Here is a 12,548-nt window from a genome sequence, read left to right as displayed (position 1 = left end):
TTTGATGCCGGATGCAATCAATAGTTCATCAAGTTTCATCGTTGTACCCCCACTTTTAAAAGCATCCAGAAACACCCTGCAATCATGAGTGCCGCAAACAAGCCAGTATTAAGCGCCTGATTATTAACCACTACGTAAGCCATCGCTATAAGGAAAACAATGATTGCCATTGCTGCGATTAACGCTGTATTAAATACCTTCATTCACTCACCCTCTCAAGCACTTTTTTATATGCATCTATGACATCCGGATAGAGATAAACAACTCTTGTTCCAACACGTCTTGTAACCTCTACTAATTCCGGCTCACAAGTAAACTTGGCAAGCAGTGTCGATCTTGATAGCGATGTAATCTCAGCAAGCTGCCAAATATCCACGGTTGCAAATTCCATCTTGTATTCTGCAATGATGGTACTGACTTGCTGCTTAACTAGGTCAGTAATCACTGCGTCATCGATAGTAAGATTCATGATCAGATCTCCTTATGCAATATCTGCTAAAAATTTATTGATAAAGTACTGCTGGCCCTTGCCTGTCACTTTCGGAGTCTTGTTGATTGAGATATGACCGTCTGAGTGCTGGATTGATGTCTCCTTGATTTCGAATAGTCCACGTTCCATTGAGTATTGCGTCGGCATATTGTAATCAGTTCCTTTACGCTTAATCAGGAAGCCGTTCTCTCTCATGTACTGGAATAGTCTTTTTTGCCCGATTTCCACGCCGTTCTGTTTCAGCAGTTTAGCCAGTTCTCCGACTAAGATTGATGTCTTACTTGCTGCCACTGCATCCGCAAAGATTGTTTTAGGCTTATCAGCTTCAATCTTCTCTTCAAGACTCACTATCTTCTTGTCTGCAATCTGCAGCGCTCGCTTCATAATCATTTCTGGACTGTTCCAGTGCTTCTCAACCTGAATGAAATACTGTCTCGCCTTTTTGCCCGGCTCACTTCTCTGGATCATTGAGATTTCTTTGGCCATGTCGAGCTTGATGATGTGGTCTACTTCCTCCGTATAGGGATTACGCGGATTATTGGTTAGTCTTTTTTGGCTAACCATAATGTAATCTTGGTTTTCTTCAAATCCGTATTCTTTCATGCGGTCAAACCATTTAGTATATTGAGTTTTGATTTCTAATGCTGCGTGCAACATTCTCCCGCTCACTACTACTTCGCCATTGTTGTTTTCTTGTACGGGGACGAATTGATTACTTGAATTTAATTCGCTCATGTTATCCTCCTAAGTTTTTAAAACTTTCTTTTTACGTAAGTCTGAGCTAAAAAAAATATCTTTTCCCTCTTCAGGTGTTAAATGTAATGCATAAAAAATTGCATTAATAGCTGAATAGGATGGCGCGGTCTTATTGTTAATAATATTGGAGATTGTATCTCTATGAAGACCTGTCTCACCTGATAAGTCATCAATGTTCATCCCATTGATAGCCATTTTCGACTTAAGCAAATTTGTATTAACAGGCATTTAAGTTCACCTCACTTTCTTATTGCGTAAGTTAACTTTAAACCACTGTTCTGAATCAGTCAAGCATTTCACGTAAGTTTTTCAGTTTTTTACTGAAAACATATTGCATATACCGAAAGTTTTCAGTATAATCTTCCATATAAGGGAGCTGATTATAATGTGTTTTTCTAAAAGGTTAAAAAAAGCGAGAGAAGCTAAAGGAATGACGTTATCAGAATTAGGTAAAAGAATCGGAAAAACCGAAGCAACTGTTCAACGTTATGAAAGTGGAAATATTAAAAACTTAAAAAACGAAACAATTGAACAACTTGCAGATGCTCTAAATGTTAATCCTGCTTATCTTATGGGATGGATCACTGACAAGCCTGAAAATTCTTTTATGAATGAAGAACCTGCACATTACAATCATAATCATGCAGAAGTTATCGCTGCTCATATTGATGACGATGCTACTGAAGAAGAAATCGAAGAGATACTTGCATATATTGAAATGAGAAAAAGCCTTAGAAACAAACACAAGTAATACTTTTACATAAAGGGGTTTTTACAATGCAGGTACGAGAAAGATTAATTGATCAATACCCTGAAGTATCAATTCAGTATGATCCAGCGATGCCGGTAAAGTTCGGCGGACTATATGAGCGCACTTATATGCATCCAAATGGATTGATTTTACTTACAGATAAACTCAATTATTATTTTGAAAACAGCATCCTAGCCGAAGAATACGGCCATCATGAAACATCATATAGCGATATTATGAGCTACTACGGAAAAACGTATAACGTTGATGCAGCACGCCAGGAACTGCGCGCTCGTCGATTTGGACATAAACTCTTGATACCACTCGAACAGCTTATAGAATGCTATAAAAATGGCTGCTGGGGTGACATCTATGCTATGTGTTTACATCTTGAGATAGATCGCAGTTACCTTGCTGTTGTTATCAATGATTATAAAAGTAAGTTTGGTTTGTGGGTTAAATATGAGGGATATTTAATTGGCTTCGAGCCGTTAGATATAAAAAAAATTTAGTAAAGGGGATTGGAAAATGAATTTTAAAATGTTGAGTGGAACACTGATTGCATCGTCTTTATTACTTGCTGCTTGTGGACAAGCTGAAGATGCTACTAAAGATGTTGGAAAAAAAGTCGAAGATACTGCTAAACAAGCAGGCGATAAAGCGAAAGAAACAGCTGACAAAGCTACATCAGAACCAAAGGCTCCAAATGGCGAAGCTGAGAAAGCACTGAATAAAGCAAAGCAATACTCTGATACGATGTATATGAGTAAGAAAGGCATCTACAATCAGCTGACGTCTCAAGCTGATCAGTTTAAGCCTGAAGATGCCCAGTGGGCAGTAGATAATCTCAAAGCAGACTATAAAAAGAATGCACTTGAAAAAGCTAAGCAGTATGCTGAAACTCAGAACATGTCGATTGATGCTGTTAAACAGCAGCTGACATCACAATTTGATGCGTTTACAGAAGAAGAAGCACAGTATGCAGTTGATAACTTAAAGTAAATACATGGGGGTATTTCGTATACCCTTCTTTTTTTACACTTATTTTCAGGAAAGGACTGATATTATGGCTAGTATCGATAAACACGGCAAAGGTTACCGGGTGCGTGTGTACTATAAAGATGAAGAAGGAAAACGTAAAGCGATTACTGAAACTGGTATTAAAACAATGGCAGAAGCAAAGAAAACTGCAGCAAGAATTGAGGCTGACCTGGATAAGAACATCATTATGCAATCAGTACCTACTCTCTATGATTACATTGATCAGTATATTGAAACTTATAGAGTCGGCAAAGTCAGCGTAGCCAGCACGGATATAGACCGCTGGAGCAAGAAACGATTATTCAAGATTGTTAAATACGATAAAACAACTAAAGAGCGTTCAGAGATTCAGTTGTATGATGAGAATATTAAACTAGATAAGGTTACTGGTACGATGCATCAAGGCATTATCAATCAATTATTTGAGCATGAGTTTAGTTTATCGACTATCAAAAAGACTAACTCACTAATGTATAGGGTGATGGAACGCGCTCGTTATGATGGCTACATTACTTTTAATCCTGCTGAAATGATTGAGTATAAGATTATCGATGAAAAGAAAAATGCTGAGTACATCCCGCATGATAAGATAGAGCCGTTTCTGGCAGACGTTAAGCGCCGTAACGTGTATCATTACTTTTTATTCCGTCTGATTATTGAGACTGGTTTACGTGTCGGTGAAGCCTGTGCGTTGACGTTTCAGGATATCGATAGAGCGAACAACACTATTCACGTCACAAAGTCTTACGACCAGAAACGCGACATGTTAGGACCGACTAAAACAAAACACCATCGCAACGTCTATATCACTCAATCACTGAGCAATGAATTGTTTAAGATGCTGCAGCTGCACAATGCAAATAAGATTATCAATCAATCACTCTACAGTAACAAATATAATTTCATCTTTGTAGATGATTACGGGCAGCCAATATCTAGGTCCTCCATTCATAACTCAATGATTTACTGCAGCAATAAAATATTAGGGTCACAGTTATCTGTCCATAAATTAAGGCACACTCACGCTACCCTATTACTTGAAGCTGGTGTCCCAATGAAAGTGATCCAGGATAGACTGGGCCATCAATCAATGGAAATGACTGAGAGAGTATACAGCCATGTGACGCCTGCTATGAAAGAAGAAGGAATGGACGCATTTAACCAGTATATAAAGAATGTTTTCTAAACCATTGAGTCCAGAATGAGTCCATCTCTTATTATTTTTGTATTTTTATGATGAATGGACTCAAAATAAAAAAGCCTTAAAGCGACATCGCTCTAAGGCTAAACTCTATTAATACTGCTTCATGTATTGATCGCGTTCCCATTCTGACACTTGGGTTCTATACATATCCCACTCAATAGATTTTGAGTTGATGAACTGGCGGTAGATGTGCTCGCCTAACGCATCTTTCATGATCGGGTTTTCGCGCATCGCTTTGATTGCTGTGTAAAGCGTAGATGGTAAGTCCTGTACGCCGACTGCTTCACGCTGCTCGCGGTTCATTTCATAAATGTTTTCGTTCACTGGTGCTGGTACTTCCAGCTTGTTCTTAATACCGTCAAGACCTGCCTGTAAAATAGTCGCAAGCGCCATGTACGGGTTTGCTGCCGGGTCTACTGAGCGTACTTCTACACGAGTAGACAGGCCGCGTGATGCCGGAATACGGACAAGTGGTGAACGGTTCTGGCCGCTCCACGCAACGTAACAAGGTGCTTCGTAACCAGGTACTAGACGTTTGTATGAGTTTACAAGCGGGTTACATACTGCAGTGAAACCACGGGCATTTTTCACGATACCTGCGATGAAGTGACGCGCATCATCTGACAGCTCCATCTCACCTTTTGGATCATAGAATGCATTGTCTTTCGGCCCTTTGAACAGAGAGACGTTGAAGTGCATTCCTGAACCGTTGACACCGAACAATGGTTTCGGCATGAATGTCGCATGCAGGTTGTGCTTACGCGCAATCGTTTTGACAACGAGTTTGAACGTCTGGATGTTGTCACATGCTGCGACTGCATCTGCATATTTAAAGTCGATTTCGTGCTGTCCTGGTGCGACTTCATGGTGTGATGCTTCGATTTCAAAGCCCATGTCTTCAAGTTCCAGCACAATATCACGACGGCAGTTTTCACCCAGATCAGTCGGTGCTAAGTCAAAGTAACCGCCATTGTCGTTCAGTTCCAACGTCGGCTCGCCTTTTTCGTCTAATTTAAACAGGAAGAATTCAGGCTCAGGTCCTAAGTTGAAATCAGTGAAGCCGAGTTCTCTCATTTCTGCCAGGACACGTTTTAAGTTGGCACGCGGGTCACCGTCGAACGGTGTACCATCCGGCTTGTAGATGTCACAGATTAAACGTGCCACTTTGCCTTTATCAGAAGTCCACGGGAAAATCACCCAAGTATCTAAGTCCGGATATAATTTCATATCTGACTCTTCGATACGGACGAATCCTTCGATGGATGAACCATCAAACATCATTTCATTGTCCAGCGCTTTTTTCAGCTGGCTGATCGGAATCTCAACGTTTTTGATTGTCCCTAAAATGTCAGTGAACTGTAGCCGTAAGTAACGGACGTTCTCTTCCTCTGCAAATCTGATAATATCTTCTCTTGTAAATTTAGCCATGTGAGCCTCCAAAGGTTTATTTATAGAATCTTGATAAATCTCCACGGTTTAATGGTACTTCTGTGGCATTCGGTTTTATGAAAATATCTTTGTACAGACGCTCGCGCACGCGTTTCTCTTCTGAGGAATGCTGAGACTCCTTATCTGCGATGAACTGCTTGATGGCTTTCATGTTGAAACCTTTTTCAAGCAGCACTTTAATCTCAAGCAGCTGGTCCAGTTCATTCATCGAGAACAGACGCTGATTGCCGGCTGTCCGTGCGGGGGTGATCAAGTTCTGCTCTTCATAGTATCTGATCTGTCTCGCTGATAGTTCAGTGAGCTTCATAACGACACTAATCGGAAAGACAGCCATGTTTCGTCTTACCGCATCTGACGACATCAAACCGCCTCCCTGTTAAGAACTTAATGCTAATTTATCATAGTTTTTTGATTAAAACAAATCCATGTGAGAAAACCTCACATGGAGTGCCGCATATTTCTATATTAATGATTACAGTTCGATGATTCCTTTCTGCTGCATCGTCTCCACCGCCTGGATAATCGCAAGTTTGACATGCTCGTACGTCAGCCCGCCCTGCACATAGGCTTCGTATGGTGCACGGAGCGGACCGTCCGCTGTCAGTTCAATGGATGCCCCTTGAATGAATGTCCCCGCTGCCATGATCACATCATCTTCATAACCCGGCATGTAGGCAGGCATCGGTGCGAACTGAGCATTGATCGGGCTCGCTGCCTGTATCGCCTGGCAGAACGTGATCATCTTGTCAGGATCGTTGAACGTCACGGCCTGGATTAAATCTGTCCGCTCAGCATCAAATTCCGGTGTCGTCTGCATGCCGAGCCGGGTCAGCAGCGCCGCCGTGAAGACCGCGCCTTTTAAGCTCTGGCTGACGACGTGCGGGCTTAAGAAGAAGCCCTGATACATCTCGTGCAGGCTGTACAGTGATGCCCCTGCTTCTTTGCCGATGCCCGGCGCAGTCAACCGGTAGCCGATACGCTCAATCAGCGCTTTGTTCCCGGCGATATAGCCGCCGATCTTGCATATACCGCCCCCGGGATTTTTAATGAGTGATCCTGCGATAAGATCTGCCCCCGCTTCAACCGGCTCACGCGTCTCCACAAATTCGCCGTAGCAGTTATCAACGAAAATAATTTTGTCCGGAAACTGCGCTTTAATCGCCCGGCATGCCGCTTCTATTTCAGCGATCATGATGGACGGTCTGCTGGCATAGCCTTTTGAGCGCTGGATTGCGATGACCTTCGTCTCGGGGCTGACGGCCTGGAGTACAGCTTGAATATCGATGCGCCCGTCTGCCAGCGGAACCGTGCGGTAGCTGACACCGTTCTCGATTAACGAGCCGATGCCGTTGCCGTTCACCCCGATCACTTCAAGCAGTGTATCATAAGGCTCCCCTGTAATATAGAGCAGTTCATCCCCGTGCTTCAGCTGGCTGGATAGCGCAAGCGTAATGGCATGCGTGCCTGAGATGACCTGCGGCCGGACAATCGCATCTTCAGCCTTGAAGACTCTCGCGTATAATGCCTCCAGCTGGTCGCGTCCCGTATCATCATAGCCGTAGCCGAATGTGCCGATGAGGTCATTCTCTGATATCCGCTGGTCACGGAACGCAGCCAGCACTTTCTTCTGATTGATTAAAGCACGTGCTTCTATTTGTGCATGAACGGGTCTCACCTGTTCATCTGTTGCTGTAATTAATTGCTGCAGTTGTTCATTCATCTGTTGTTTCGCTCTTTTCTGTCTTCATTATTCTGCTGACTGTCCCGCTGCCGGGACGTTCAAAACCGGTCATACGGTATACATCGCGTGCTTCGTCGTAATCTATGGCCGTCACCATCGTCTCCTCTTTCAGCTGACTGATGGCCCGTCCCTGGTCAGAATCGACGTTAAAGTGATACGGTGTCATCTGCCGCTGGATGAACCGTGACACGAACTGTTTCACCCGGCCGATATCTTCCTGGTTTCTAGAAGAGACGACAAGAGTATCATGCGTCTCCTCCTGCATTTCTTCTGTTACAAGGTCACTCTTATTCAGCAGCGTCACAGTCGGTATCGCCGCCATATCAAGAGATGACAGCAGGTTATTCACCGTCTTAATATGACCTTCATAGTTCGGATGGCTGCGGTCGACGACATGGATCAGGATGTCTGCATACTTCGCCTCTTCAAGCGTTGAGCTGAACGCTTCAATCAAATGCGTCGGCAGCTGCTGGATAAAACCGACAGTATCCGACAAAATCACTTTGAAGCCTTCATTGATCTGCATCACTTTGGATTTGGGATCAAGCGTTGCGAACAATAAGTTCTCTTCGTATGTCTCACTCTGCGTCAGCTGATTGAACCAGGATGACTTACCGGCGTTCGTATAACCGACAAGCGCCACTTGATACACCTGGCTTTTTTTGCGCTGCTCGCGGTAGCGCTGACGATGCGCCTTGATTTCTTCCAGCTGCCCTTTAATGTCATGAATACGGGAGCGGATATGCCGGCGGTTCGTCTCAAGCTTCGTCTCACCAGGCCCCCGCGTTCCGATCCCGCCGCCGAGACGCGACAGACTGACACCGTGGCCGGAAAGCCGTGGCAGCAAGTATTCATTCTGTGCAAGTTCCACCTGCAGCTGACCTTCACGGGATTTCGCACGCTGGGCAAAAATATCGAGAATCAGCTGCGTGCGGTCGATAATCTTGGTATCAAACAGATCAGATAAATGCCGGGACTGGCTCGTTGTCAGTTCATCATTGACGATGACGACATCAAACGTAATATCTTCGCGTTCAACCTGCTCCATGACTTCTTCAATGCGCCCTTTACCGAGATACGTCTTAGCGTCTGAACGCTCTCTGTTCTGTACATAGGTGCCGGCCACTTCAAGACCTGCCGTCTCACTGAGTGACACTGTCTCTGCCAGCGACTCCTGGAACTGGAAATCATCCATTGACTTCAATTGCACAGCGAATATAACAACGCGCTCTTGCTCTTTCTTTGTTTCATTCATGGCTTTCACGTCCTTTGTTACAGTGTAACGGAAAATGACCAAAAAAAACAGGCGCAGCTGCACCTGTCCTGATGATTCATTATTCTACAAACGTACTGATAGCATGCTTGTAGATTAAATTCTGTTTATCCCCGACTTTAATGAGAATGACATATTTGTCAAAGTCGAGTACAGTCCCTTTCATCTGAAACCCGTTGAGTAAGAATACAGTCAGCTCTGTGCCTTCGTTCTTATATTTATCCAAGAACGCGTCCTGCAGATTATGTTGTGTCATAAAGATTCCCCTTTTAGTTTAGTCGTCAATATGTCAACCATGTCAGCCATGGATATTGCCGTCATATCGTACCAGTCAAGAGACATCTGATTTCTGAACCATGTGAGCTGCCGTTTGGCAAACCGCCTGGAATTCTGCTTTAACTGCTCCACTGCTTCTTGTTGTGATAAGTCACTTCTGATGTAAGGCATGAGTTCTTTGTAGCCGATCGCTGTCATGCTTCTCGCATCGCTGTAGCCTGCTGCCATCAGCCGCGCTACTTCGTCGGTCAGTCCCTGCGCCATCATCATGTCCACACGACGATTGATCCGGTCGTACAGCACTTCACGCGGCATCGTTAATCCTACTAACAGCGTATCATATTTAGCGTGAATTGTCTGACTTTTCGATTGAGTCGTAATCGATTGATTATGCAGGCGGTTAAATATAAGGGCGCGGAGCATACGCTGCCTGTTATTCGGATGAATTGTCTCACTGGCTGCGGGGTCGCGGTCGCATAGTTCCGCAAATAATGACTCGTTTGAATAGTGCTCATACTGCTCAAGCAGGCGGCCGCTCTCTTGAGCATCTTCTTCCTGATACTGATAATCATACAGCACGGACTGAATATAGAGCCCTGTGCCTCCGACAATCATCGGTATGTGGCCGCGGGCGTGAATCGCTTCGATCAGCGGGACAGCCATCTCCTTGAACTGAGCGGCAGAATACTGCTCGTCCGGCTCTAAAATATCGATTAAATGATGGGGAACGCCGTCCATCTCTTCCGATGTGATCTTGGCGGAACCGATATCCATACCGCGGTACACTTGAATAGCATCACCGCTTATGATTTCCCCGCCGATTCGTTTTGCAAGTTCAATGCTGAGCGCCGTCTTGCCGACCGCTGTAGGACCGACGATGACGACTAGTTTGATCTGTTCATTCATCTCTGACAATTCCTTTTATCCATAGTAGTATTCTGTCGAGCACTTCGTCCTGATTCGATTCGAACAGCACTTCGTGGCGCGACTGTGTATAAAGCTGCACTCTGACGTGCTTCATGCCGACGCTCTTATAGTCCTTGCCGAGCTTCTTGATTCCCTTGCCGTAGTTCGAGAACGCATCTTCTTCTCCTGACACAAGCAGCACCGGCATCTCATGATTCATTTTCTTCATTTCTTTCTTCTTCTGCGTCCGCTTCATCGCCCGCAGTATTTCCGCAAGCGCATTCAGTGACATGTCAAATCCGGTGTGCGGGTCATCGATGAAGCTTTTCACGTTATCGACATTGCGGCTCAGCCAGTCGCTTTCAGTCTTCAGCGGTTTAATCTTCTTGTTGAACTGCTTCAGCGTCATCTGGTTAATCCGACGCAGTTTTGCCTTCTTGCCGAAGACGAGCATCAATGCGTTCAATGCCTGCAGCGACACTTGATGGCGGCTGTCATAGTAACTTGTGCCGCTCAGCACTAAGGCATCAAATAAGTCGGGGAACAAGATCACATATTGTCTGGCGATCATTGACCCCATCGAATGTCCGATCAGAATGACCGGTTTGTCTGGAACGACAAGAGACTCCAGCACTTCTTCAGCATGGCGGGCCAGCGTCTCGATGTGTTCAAAATGACCTCGCGCTTCCTGGTCAATCGTTTTGCCGTGTCCCATATGATTGTGCATAATGACTTTGTAGCCCAGCGCCTCAAAGTACTCACCGATCTTATAATAACGGGCCATATGCTCAGCCATGCCGTGCAGCACTTGTATCGTTCCGATTGGAGCGGCCGGTTCAAACACGGCGACTTCCAACTTCTGATTGTCACGCATCGACATCGTATATTCCTTCATCTGTCATCCCACCTTTTATTATTATATTATACAACAAAAAACACCTCATACCCCAATCAAGGTATAAGGTGGTAATGACTTAATTATTTCTCAACTGACACTTGAAAAGATGGTTCAACTGCTTCTCTGATCAGTTCATCGAGCTCGAGACTGTACTGCTGCTGCTCAGCGTCCGTGTAATTGAGCAGTCTGGTCATCGTTTCGATGACTGCTTCTTTATAGTTGTATACCGTTCTGATATCAAAGTACAGTGCCCCGGTTCTCCGGACGAAGAAGTCAGCCGGTTTGTAGACCATCTCATTTTGGATGCTGTAGACAAGTTCGCTGTATAGCACTAACGGCAGACCATTCACTTCATCATCCAGGCTGGCGTGGGCGATACTGAACAATTGCGGCGCATTAGAGCCGTAGCGATTTATAAGCTGCAGCTGCTCTTCTGCTGACAAGCCGAGCGCCGGGTTATTGTTCATCATATCCGCCTTATATTCTTTAAACCCTTTAGACCCGCCGACATCTCCACCGGAAATCGGTGTATGCTTCGTCTGAGACGCCGGGAACTTCATGCCGTACTGCTCTTTCAGACGTTCTGCCACTAAGTCCACAATCTCTTCGGCCATGTGACGGTAGCCTGTCAGCTTACCGCCGGCAATAGTGAGCAGCCCAGAATCGCCTTCCCATATTTCATCTTTACGGGAGATTTCAGAAGGATCTTTACCTTCCTCAAGAATGAGCGGACGGATACCTGCCCATGTTGATTCAATGTCTTTGTCTGTCACATTGACTGTCGGGAACATGTAGTTGATGGCTGCCAGCAAGTAATCCCTGTCTTCTTTAGTGACCAGCGGCGCTGTCTTCTTGTTATTATAGAACGTATCGGTCGTACCTACATACGTCTTGCCGTCCCGTGGAATCGCAAAGATCATCCGCTTGTCTTGCTCTGTATCGAAATAGACTGCCTGTTTCAACGGGAAGACACTGCTGTCGAAGACTAGATGGACCCCTTTAGTCAGTCTCAGCTGCTTGTTATTTTTAGAATAGTCACCGCCGCGCACTTCATCTACCCACGGGCCGGAGGCATTGACGACCTTTTTCGCGAGAACTTCGAATTTATGGCCGCCGATCAAGTCATCAGCATTGATTCCGATCACCTGCTCATCACGGTCATAGACAAATCCTGCCGCCTTTGTATAGTTGATGATGTCAGCACCGTATTCCGCGGCACGTTTCATGACTTCAATCGTCAGACGTGCATCATCTGTGCGGTATTCCACATAGTAGCCGCCGCCCCGCAGACCGTCCTGCTTAACGAGCGGTTCCCGTGCTATCGTTTCTTTGACTGACAGCATTTTTCTTGTCTCTTCTTTTTTGACGTCTGCCAGAAAATCATAAACTTTCAGCGCGATGGATGTTGTCAGCGGTCCGAACGTGCCGCCTTTATGCATCGGCAGCAGCATGAATTCAGGCGTTGTAACGTGCGGTCCATTTTCATAGACAATCGCACGCTCTTTCCCTGTCTCAGCGACCACACCGATCTGCAGCTGCTTCAAATAGCGCAGTCCGCCGTGGACCAGTTTAGTCGATCTCGAACTCGTTCCTGCTGCAAAGTCCTGCATCTCAACGAGAGCCACTTTCATGCCGCGCTGGGAAGCATCGAGAGCGATACCGGCACCGGTGATACCACCGCCGATGACTACTAGATCATATTCTGTACGATTCATTTTAGAAATAATCTGTCCACGATTTAAACTTGAGAATAACATATAATT

General features: G+C 45.1%; 16 protein-coding genes. 4 read left to right on the top strand and 12 right to left on the bottom strand.

Annotated features, from left to right (window positions below; all coding sequences use genetic code 11):
- Positions 1-35: 35 nt before the first annotated feature.
- The 4 genes from KFV11_RS05130 to KFV11_RS05115 are packed head-to-tail and all read right to left on the bottom strand — an operon-like array spanning position 36 to position 1,474.
- Positions 36-203: a hypothetical protein gene (locus KFV11_RS05130; protein WP_254250517.1), complete on the bottom strand. Its 168-nt coding sequence runs from the start codon at positions 201-203 to the stop codon at positions 36-38.
- Positions 200-469 carry a hypothetical protein gene (locus KFV11_RS05125; protein WP_254250516.1) on the bottom strand — a complete coding sequence of 90 codons (270 nt, stop codon included), beginning with the start codon at positions 467-469 and terminating at the stop codon, positions 200-202. Before KFV11_RS05125 ends, KFV11_RS05130 begins: the two co-directional genes overlap by 4 nt.
- A gap of 12 nt (positions 470-481) precedes the next feature.
- The gene (locus KFV11_RS05120) at positions 482-1,225 is read right to left on the bottom strand and encodes a phage antirepressor KilAC domain-containing protein (protein WP_254250515.1); all 744 of its coding nucleotides are present in this window, start codon (positions 1,223-1,225) and stop codon (positions 482-484) included.
- A 9-nt stretch (positions 1,226-1,234) separates the two neighbouring features.
- Positions 1,235-1,474 carry a helix-turn-helix domain-containing protein gene (locus KFV11_RS05115; RefSeq protein WP_254250514.1) on the bottom strand — a complete coding sequence of 80 codons (240 nt, stop codon included), beginning with the start codon at positions 1,472-1,474 and terminating at the stop codon, positions 1,235-1,237.
- Positions 1,475-1,631: 157 nt separating this feature from the next.
- On the opposite strand from KFV11_RS05115, the gene KFV11_RS05110 reads away from it, so the two are divergent.
- The 4 genes from KFV11_RS05110 (at position 1,632) to KFV11_RS05095 (ending at position 4,224) form a co-directional block, all read left to right on the top strand.
- Positions 1,632-1,997 (top strand): helix-turn-helix domain-containing protein, encoded by a 366-nt coding sequence (locus KFV11_RS05110; protein ID WP_254250513.1) that lies wholly within the window; start codon positions 1,632-1,634, stop codon positions 1,995-1,997.
- Between the two features lie 26 nt (positions 1,998-2,023).
- Positions 2,024-2,509 (top strand): ImmA/IrrE family metallo-endopeptidase, encoded by a 486-nt coding sequence (locus KFV11_RS05105; RefSeq protein WP_254250512.1) that lies wholly within the window; start codon positions 2,024-2,026, stop codon positions 2,507-2,509.
- Between the two features lie 16 nt (positions 2,510-2,525).
- Entirely contained in the window at positions 2,526-2,999 is a 474-nt protein-coding gene (locus KFV11_RS05100; protein WP_254250511.1) for an Ltp family lipoprotein, read from the top strand.
- A 64-nt stretch (positions 3,000-3,063) separates the two neighbouring features.
- Positions 3,064-4,224: a site-specific integrase gene (locus KFV11_RS05095; RefSeq protein ID WP_254250510.1), complete on the top strand. Its 1,161-nt coding sequence runs from the start codon at positions 3,064-3,066 to the stop codon at positions 4,222-4,224.
- A 108-nt stretch (positions 4,225-4,332) separates the two neighbouring features.
- On the opposite strand, the gene glnA is transcribed toward KFV11_RS05095, so the two are convergent.
- The 8 genes from glnA to KFV11_RS05055 all read right to left on the bottom strand — a co-directional run bounded on the left by glnA (position 4,333) and on the right by KFV11_RS05055 (position 12,542).
- Complete coding sequence (gene glnA, locus KFV11_RS05090) at positions 4,333-5,670, bottom strand: type I glutamate--ammonia ligase (protein ID WP_254250509.1); 1,338 nt, start codon at positions 5,668-5,670, stop codon at positions 4,333-4,335.
- Between the two features lie 16 nt (positions 5,671-5,686).
- Entirely contained in the window at positions 5,687-6,052 is a 366-nt protein-coding gene (locus KFV11_RS05085; RefSeq protein ID WP_254250508.1) for a MerR family transcriptional regulator, read from the bottom strand.
- A 111-nt stretch (positions 6,053-6,163) separates the two neighbouring features.
- Positions 6,164-7,411 (bottom strand): methionine gamma-lyase family protein, encoded by a 1,248-nt coding sequence (locus KFV11_RS05080; protein WP_149458802.1) that lies wholly within the window; start codon positions 7,409-7,411, stop codon positions 6,164-6,166.
- Entirely contained in the window at positions 7,404-8,687 is a 1,284-nt protein-coding gene (gene hflX / locus KFV11_RS05075; protein WP_254250507.1) for a GTPase HflX, read from the bottom strand. Before hflX ends, KFV11_RS05080 begins: the two co-directional genes overlap by 8 nt.
- Positions 8,688-8,766: 79 nt before the next feature.
- Positions 8,767-8,961: an RNA chaperone Hfq gene (gene hfq / locus KFV11_RS05070; RefSeq protein ID WP_149458804.1), complete on the bottom strand. Its 195-nt coding sequence runs from the start codon at positions 8,959-8,961 to the stop codon at positions 8,767-8,769.
- Positions 8,958-9,896, bottom strand: coding sequence for a tRNA (adenosine(37)-N6)-dimethylallyltransferase MiaA (miaA, locus tag KFV11_RS05065; RefSeq protein WP_436970225.1), 939 nt, complete (start codon positions 9,894-9,896; stop codon positions 8,958-8,960). The genes hfq and miaA overlap by 4 nt, the downstream gene beginning before the upstream one ends.
- Entirely contained in the window at positions 9,880-10,782 is a 903-nt protein-coding gene (locus KFV11_RS05060) for an alpha/beta fold hydrolase (protein WP_254250505.1), read from the bottom strand. The genes miaA and KFV11_RS05060 overlap by 17 nt, the downstream gene beginning before the upstream one ends.
- 83 nt (positions 10,783-10,865) lie before the next feature.
- The gene (locus KFV11_RS05055; protein WP_254250504.1) at positions 10,866-12,542 is read right to left on the bottom strand and encodes a glycerol-3-phosphate dehydrogenase/oxidase; all 1,677 of its coding nucleotides are present in this window, start codon (positions 12,540-12,542) and stop codon (positions 10,866-10,868) included.
- Positions 12,543-12,548: the final 6 nt, after the last annotated feature.

This window comes from Macrococcus equipercicus, from assembly GCF_024205945.1.
In the GTDB taxonomy this organism is placed as follows: Bacteria; Bacillota; Bacilli; order Staphylococcales; family Staphylococcaceae; genus Macrococcus; species Macrococcus equipercicus.
This window is presented reverse-complemented; position numbering and strand designations above follow the sequence as displayed.

Bases quoted from the DNA above. Each gene is read 5' to 3' on its own strand.
- hfq (WP_149458804.1), bottom strand. From the start codon at position 8,961: ATGACACAACATAATCTGCAGGACGCGTTCTTGGATAAATATAAGAAC.
- KFV11_RS05105 (WP_254250512.1), top strand. From the start codon at position 2,024: ATGCAGGTACGAGAAAGATTAATTGATCAATACCCTGAAGTATCAATT.
- KFV11_RS05095 (WP_254250510.1), top strand. From the start codon at position 3,064: ATGGCTAGTATCGATAAACACGGCAAAGGTTACCGGGTGCGTGTGTAC.
- glnA (WP_254250509.1), bottom strand. From the start codon at position 5,670: ATGGCTAAATTTACAAGAGAAGATATTATCAGATTTGCAGAGGAAGAG.
- KFV11_RS05130 (WP_254250517.1), bottom strand. From the start codon at position 203: ATGAAGGTATTTAATACAGCGTTAATCGCAGCAATGGCAATCATTGTT.
- KFV11_RS05110 (WP_254250513.1), top strand. From the start codon at position 1,632: ATGTGTTTTTCTAAAAGGTTAAAAAAAGCGAGAGAAGCTAAAGGAATG.
- KFV11_RS05055 (WP_254250504.1), bottom strand. From the start codon at position 12,542: ATGTTATTCTCAAGTTTAAATCGTGGACAGATTATTTCTAAAATGAAT.
- KFV11_RS05100 (WP_254250511.1), top strand. From the start codon at position 2,526: ATGAATTTTAAAATGTTGAGTGGAACACTGATTGCATCGTCTTTATTA.
- KFV11_RS05085 (WP_254250508.1), bottom strand. From the start codon at position 6,052: ATGTCGTCAGATGCGGTAAGACGAAACATGGCTGTCTTTCCGATTAGT.
- KFV11_RS05125 (WP_254250516.1), bottom strand. From the start codon at position 469: ATGAATCTTACTATCGATGACGCAGTGATTACTGACCTAGTTAAGCAG.
- KFV11_RS05080 (WP_149458802.1), bottom strand. From the start codon at position 7,411: ATGAATGAACAACTGCAGCAATTAATTACAGCAACAGATGAACAGGTG.
- KFV11_RS05120 (WP_254250515.1), bottom strand. From the start codon at position 1,225: ATGAGCGAATTAAATTCAAGTAATCAATTCGTCCCCGTACAAGAAAAC.
- KFV11_RS05060 (WP_254250505.1), bottom strand. From the start codon at position 10,782: ATGAAGGAATATACGATGTCGATGCGTGACAATCAGAAGTTGGAAGTC.
- hflX (WP_254250507.1), bottom strand. From the start codon at position 8,687: ATGAATGAAACAAAGAAAGAGCAAGAGCGCGTTGTTATATTCGCTGTG.
- KFV11_RS05115 (WP_254250514.1), bottom strand. From the start codon at position 1,474: ATGCCTGTTAATACAAATTTGCTTAAGTCGAAAATGGCTATCAATGGG.